Source organism: Streptomyces sp. GC420 (assembly GCF_009916105.1).
Lineage (GTDB): Bacteria > Actinomycetota > Actinomycetes > Streptomycetales > Streptomycetaceae > Streptomyces.
In genome coordinates this window covers 1-6410 of the sequence record NZ_JAAAXQ010000411.1, presented here as the reverse complement: position 1 = coordinate 6410, position 6410 = coordinate 1, and the positions used below count along the sequence as shown (strand labels likewise).

3 protein-coding genes are annotated in these 6410 nt (G+C 69.3%); 1 reads left to right on the top strand and 2 read right to left on the bottom strand.

Annotated elements, in window-relative coordinates:
- Nucleotides 1-556 precede the first annotated feature (556 nt).
- A complete protein-coding gene (locus GUY61_RS32655; protein ID WP_166633939.1) occupies nt 557-961 on the top strand; it encodes a contact-dependent growth inhibition system immunity protein in 405 nt (134 codons plus the stop codon).
- Between the two features lie 114 nt (nt 962-1075).
- Here the strand turns inward: GUY61_RS32655 and GUY61_RS32650 are convergent, their stop codons facing one another.
- Together GUY61_RS32650 and GUY61_RS32645 are read right to left on the bottom strand one after the other, a co-directional pair.
- Entirely contained in the window at nt 1076-5758 is a 4683-nt protein-coding gene (locus GUY61_RS32650; RefSeq protein WP_166633938.1) for a putative T7SS-secreted protein, read from the bottom strand.
- 3 nt (nt 5759-5761) lie between these two features.
- Nucleotides 5762-6409, bottom strand: coding sequence for a hypothetical protein (locus GUY61_RS32645; RefSeq protein WP_166633937.1), 648 nt, complete (start codon nt 6407-6409; stop codon nt 5762-5764).
- Nucleotide 6410 lies beyond the last annotated feature (1 nt).

Sequence of the window (6410 nt, the reverse complement as noted above, 5' to 3'; positions counted from 1 at the left end):
GCAACAGATCACGCCGCCGCCCCGGCCGCGCGTCGCCGCCCCGGGCCAGGCGACGCCGCCTCGTTCAGCGGCTGTCTCCGGTGGAGGCTGACGCTCGGTCCTCCAGCGCGACGATGACCCGGACCGGGAGGTCCGTGTCCTCGTGAACGACGCCCATGACCAGTACCCGGCCGTCCAGAAGCCACTGCCTGCAGGCGATGAACTCGTCCGCGTTCTCGGGCGTGCCCTCGGCCTCGATCTGGTGCGCGGCGCCATGGGCAGACTCACCCTCGTTGCCAGAAGAAGTGATGGTCTCCCGCCATCCTTGTCGAGCGCCCTGTAGGCGCCGGTCGCCCTCGCCCTCTCTGCCGCGCGTGAGGCGGGATACGGCTGTCCTCCGAGGAAATCCACCACATACTCGGCCGGGCTCGCCGACGGACTCGGGGGGAGCGCCGACGAGGTCGGGGACGACGGCGAAGAAGCACCGGTCGATCTCATCGAGGGGAGGCGGCGGTCGTGATGCTCCGGTCCGGGCGACGGGGCGCGGGCCGCAGCCGGCCCTGAGACAATGCACGGCATGACACGATCCGTTGACCGCTCGCAGTCCGTGGAGCAGCTTGAGAACGACCGCTGGCCCGAGCCGCCGGCCGGCTCCACGTCGCTGGTCACCAGCGTCCACGCTCTCCGCCGGAAGCCCGTCGGACAGCTGACCGTCGAAGAGCTCCGGCGGCTCATAGGGCAGGACGTCGGGCTGGAGTGGCTGCTGCCCCTGGCGGTCGAGATCCTCCGGGAGACCGCGCCCGGCCAGGCCGGAGGCGGCTTCTACGACGACGACCTTCTCACGGCCGTGGTGACGAGGAGCCGGGCCGTCTGGGACAGGGAACCGGAACTGGCGCTCGAGCTCAGGGACGTTGTAACCGGCCTGACCGATCTCTCCCCGTACGTCAAGCCGGAAGTGGACGCCTTCCTCGCATCGTTCTGACCCCGCACACGCGGACGGCGGGTCGGGGCAGAGCCGCAAGGTTTCGGGCAGAGCCGCGTGGTTCCCGTCGCCGATGCCCGGTTCCACGCGGCTTCGCACTCCTGGCGGATGAAATCAGCGATGCCCGATGGAATGGAGAAAGCCGTTCAGGGCGTCCAGATGGGTGACGGTCTCCTTGTGTTTCTTGAGCAACACGTCAAGGCCGCGTTCCGTCATGCCTTCCGGTAGGTTTTCCATCTCCCTCTCCAGCACCCGTCGGACGTTGTCCAGCCCGTTTCGCGCCTGCTTGAGGTCGGAGATGTGGTCGAAGGGGGTGCCGTCCGGTTTTCTGGCAACGACCTCGCCGTTCGCCTCACGGCGGGCCGCGTCGTAATGATTGTGATTCGGTGTTGAGTTGATTTCCCCCACGGGGTCCTTCTTGATGTTCTCCAGTTTCTGGATCGCGCGCGTGGCGTCCTCGCTGAGTCCCAGCGCGCGGGGGCACTCGTCGACCGGTGCCAGGCCGAGAGGATCACACGACGTGAGGGGGTTGTGGACGTATGCGACCGGGTTGGGAGCCGGAGCGAGACCGAGGGGGTCGGGACTGAGGTAACGGGCGGTCTCGGGGTCGTAATGGCGGAAATGGTTGTAGTGGAGACCGGTTTCCGGGTCGAAATACTGGCCGGGGAAGCGAAGCGGGGTGTAGGCGGTGCTGTCGGCGGACCATGTGGTGGTGCCCCAGAGGGTGGACCGGGTGCGCCAGGCCAGTGTTCCCGACTCGTCCACGAGTTCGGTGGGGGTACCGACGAGATCGGTGACGATGGCGAAGAAGCGCCGGTCGATCTCTTCCTGGCCCGCGTCGGCGGCGGTGATGCGTTCGGTCTGGGCGAGTGGGCGCAGTCCGTCGTGGTCCCAGCTGACGGTCACCGGGTTGGGGAGAGCGACCGCATGTGTCGTCTGCTCGCACAGAGTGGTGCCGTCCCAGGTGAAGTCGACCCGCTCCACGACCGTCGTCCCGTCCGCTCCCAGCCGCACCTTGGCGATGCGGCGGCCGAGCGGGTCGTGGATATAGCGCCAGCGGGTGCCATCCGGGGTGGTGACGGCGGTGAGGCGGTCCTCTGCGTCCCATTCGTAGCACCAGATGTCTGGTTTACGTGACAGGCGGGTCTTCTGGCGTCGGACGATGCGCCCCTGTGCGTCGTAGACGTAGCGCACACCTCCGGCCCGGGTGATGCGGGTGCCGGTGTACGAGCGGGGTCCGGTGGCCTCGTGCCCGGGGTGGGCGGCGGGCCAGGACGCGTCGGTCTGGTTGCCGGCCTCGTCGTAGGCGTAGCGCTCCGTCCAGCCGCGTGCGTGGACCGCTGTGACCCGGCCCGCCGAGTCCAGGTCGAAGCGGCGGGAGCCGGAGACCTGGTCATCGACGCCGGTGAGACTCCCGTCTGCGCGGTAGGTGTAGGTCCGGTGCTGGAGGGTGAGTTCTCCGGCGCTGACACGTTGTGACGTCAGTTGGCCCATGGCGTCCCACTCGGTCGTGAGGGCGAGCCTCTCGCCGAATCGCAGGGCGCGTTCGCGGCCCATGACGTCACGGCTGAAGTCGAGTTCACGCCCGCCGACCGTCATCCGGGTGGGCAGACCTGCTGCGTCGTAGGCGTAGGTGGTGGCATGGCCACCTGGTGTCACCCGCCGCGAGCGGCGGCCGGCCGCGTCGTAGGCGTAGGTCATGGGCCGGCCGTCGACCATTTCGGTCTTGACCCGCCCGCAGCGGTCGTACTGCCGGATCAGCCGGCTGTCGGGGCACGCGGCGTGAGTCAGCCGCCCGGCCGGATCATAGGCGTACGTGGTCGTCGCGTCGGCGACGTCCTTGCGGGTCACACGGCCGAGAACGTCGCGCTCGTAGCGGACGGTCTCGCCGAGGGGAGTGGTTCGGGCCGCCACCCGCCCGAGGGCATCGAGTTCGTAGCGGCTGGTGCGTGCGTCGAAGTCGGTTTCGGAGATCAGCCGTCCCGCGGGGTCGTAGGCGTAGGACCAGGTCAGTCCTTGCGGGTTGGTGACCCTCGTGAGGCGAAGCTCTGTGTCGTGCTCGAACTCGTAACGGGCTCCGTCCGGATTGGTGCGGGCCGTGAGGAGATCCAGATGGGTGTACTCGAAACGGGTGGTCCGGCCCAAGGGGTCGGTGTGGGCGAGACAATTGCCCTCCGCGTCATAGGCCCAGGTCTCGGCCGTGCCGTCGGGCCACGTACGACGGCAGAGTCTCCCCTCGGGAGTCCATTCGAAGCGAGCGGTGCCGCCGTCGGGGCCGATGACCTCGATCACGCGGCCGAAGGCGTCCCTGTGGTACCGCGTCACCCCGCCAGTCGGCTCCTCGCGCTCCGTGAGTAGTCCGGCCGCGTCGTGGCGCAGCCGCGTCACCCCGCCCAGCGGATCCGTGACGGAGGTCAGGCCCCCGGAGGAGCCGTACGTGCAGTGCGTGGTGCGACCGGCCGGATCAGTGGCTGAGACGCGGTTGCCGCGCGCGTCGAACTCCTGCCTCCAGCAGGCCCCGTCCGGTTGTACGACCTCTACGGGCAAACCCATGGCGTTGTAAGTGGCATGAAGTCCGGAACCGTCGGGTCGAGTGACGTCCGTGAGCCGCCCGGCCTCGTCGTAGCGGAAGACCGTGGTGGCGCCCAGCGCGTCGGTGCGCGTCAGCAGCCGATTGTGCCGGTCCCGGGTGGTGCGGACGGCCGCGCCGGTGGGATCGATTTCCGCGATCACCTGGCAGCGGTCGTTGACCGTGTAGTTCCAGACGTGTCCGAGGGAGTCGGTCACAGTCGTCGTACGCAGACCGGTGTCGGGATCCGGCTCGGAGTAGTGGAAGTCCGATCTCAGATGTCCTTCGGCGCCGCTCTGGGAGACGCAGCGGTCGTGCTGGTCGTAGGCGAAGAGGAAGCGGGAGCCGTTCCTGTCGGTCCAGGCCGTTATCCGGCCGTCGCGGTCGCAGTCGAACTTCAGAGGGACTCCGGACGAGTTGACGACTTCGGTGAGGTGACCGTCGATGTATCCGTAACGGACCAGCTCGGTTTCATGGAGCCGGAGCGAGACGATCCGGTCGCCATCGGTGACGAATCGCAGACGGTACCCGCCGGAGTGCACCAGCGACAGCGGGATTCCGTCTTCGTCGTACTCCGCGGTGACTGTGTTCCCGTTGCGGTCGGCCAGCTCCACCAGTGGTGAGGTCCCGTCGCCACCCGGCTCCGCACAGGGTGGGGCCAGGAACCGCCAGGTGTGACCGCCCTCGGGGTCGGTAAGGGTGTAGCTGCCGTCCGGGTGACGCTCCAGCGGCCAGCGCGGACCCGCTTCCGGGAGCACCGGCACACCGGGAACGGGATGTGGGAAGGCCAGCAGCAGATTGCCCTCACCGTGAAAGACCACGCCGAGCGGGTCCACCGTCAGCCGTTGGTCGATCGTGGAGGACCACGTGGGTCCGAACCAGCCGCCGGCCCGGTAGGAGGACTCGTGGTCACGGCGGAAGACGAGCGGAAGGACACCGGGCAGGGACACGTCGGTCTGGGCCAGCAGCATGCGTCCGGTCGCGAAATCGACCGGGTCCCGGCCCATTGTCTTGCTGTCGGCACGGCGGCTCGCGTCCGAAGGGTTGTCCGCTCGGCGGGCGGCGTTCGCGGCGTCGGACAGTTCGTCGGCGAGGCGTATGCCTTTGACGCCGGCGCCGGCGCCGCCGGTGGCGGCGGTCAGGGCGAGGTCGGGGATGAGCCGGCCGAAGCCCTCGGCGGGGTCCTTCATGAAGTCGGTGACCATCTGTTTGCCCGCGCCCCACGGGTCGTTGGCCACCTGGACAAGTCCGGCCGCCGTGTTGTTCAGCGACATCAGGTACTCGGCCGGGTGCGTCAGGTTGTACGGGTCGGTCGGGTTGACGCTGCGCACGAAGTTCAGCAGACCCGCCGTGCCCTTGACGACGCCTCCGCCGAAGTGGGTCTGCATCACCCCCAGTTCCTCGAGGCCGTCCATGGCCTGCTCGGCGTACGACGGCTCGGGCGGCGCGGTGTCACGGGCGGCGCGGACCGCGCCGCGCGCGGTCTCGGCGGCGGTGTTGCGCTGCTTGCGGGCCTCGGTCAGGATCCGCTGCGCCTCCTCCATCCCGGCCCTGCCCGGGTCGGAGAAGGCGCCGGGTTTCGAGGGCAGCGAGGAGGGGTCGCGTTTGTCGGCCGGCTGCGCGTTGTACTTGTCGACGGCCGCGTTGTAGTCGTCGACCTTCTTGTTGTGCGCGTCCGCCGCCTCCTGCGACGCCTTGACCGCGGCCTTCCACTTGTCGATCGCGAGCTGCGCCTGGCCCTGGGCCCACTCCACGGTGCCGGCGAAGGCGTCCAAAGCGCCGGCGGCCTTCTCGCAGGCGTCGGCGCCCTTGAACCATTTGGGCGGCTCGATCGACACGGTCCGGCGGAACGCGTCCGCGGCCTCGCCCTTGATCGTAGAGGCGTCCAGCCCTTTCAGGCCGCCGCCGACGCTGTCCAGCGCCTTCTGGAAGTCCCGCAGGTGGGCGGCGGTGGCCCGCAGCTTCGACGGACTGCCGTAGACGAGTTTGGTCTTGTCCTCGGTCTGTCCGAGGTCCATCTCGTCGACCTCGGCGCCCAGCCGGTTCGCCACCGAGCGGGACTGCTCGCGCACCCAGTCCGCCCCGGACTGCCAGCCGGCGTCCTCGATCCGGTCCGCCGTCCAGTTCCCCGCGTCCTCGACCCGGTTGCCGACCCACTCGACGCCGTCCTCGACCGCGTCTTCGACCACGTCCGGGGTGATGTCACTGATGAAGTCGCCGATGCCCACGCCTCACTCACCCCCGCCGCCGCTGCCCGGCTGCTGCCCCTGTTGCTGCTGGGTGGCGCGTTCCTCCGGCGACGGCCCGAACACGTCGTCCACCGCCCGGTCGAACCGGTCCTGGTCGACGCCGAGCAGATCGTTCAGCATCTCCGACTGCCGGCCGCCGCTGCCCTCCGTCACCAGGGCGCGGCCGGTGTCCTTCCAGGTCTGCGCGGACTCGTCGGCGGCACGCCGGAAGGACTCGGGGCTGTAGTCCGGGTTCAGGTAGTCCGGGGTGAACACGTCGCCCCAGTCCTGCTTGACGATGTCCTCCTCCGAGGCATGCGGATTCCCGCCCGCCAGCGCGTTCACACCGATCTTGAGCGTGCCCTGGACGTACTGGTCCTCCTCCCACACGATCCCGGCCGCCAGACCCAGCTTCGCGGCGATGGTGTTGGCGTCCTGGACCAGGGCCCGCACCCCCCACTCCCACCGCTCGCAGTAGTCCTCGAAATCCGCCGCGAGTCCGTGGTGCCCGGCCTCCATCCCGGACATCGCAAGCTCCGAGAACCCCTTGCCCAGCACCGCGCCGGACCCGGTGCCCACGTCCCGCAGCTCGTCCACCACGGCCCGCAGGCCCCAGGTGATCCGCGCCACGCTCTCCGGGCCGATCCTCAGG

What these genes read in the sequence shown, in the direction of transcription:
- GUY61_RS32655 (WP_166633939.1), top strand. Translation starts at nt 557, where the DNA reads ATGACACGATCCGTTGACCGCTCGCAGTCCGTGGAGCAGCTTGAGAAC.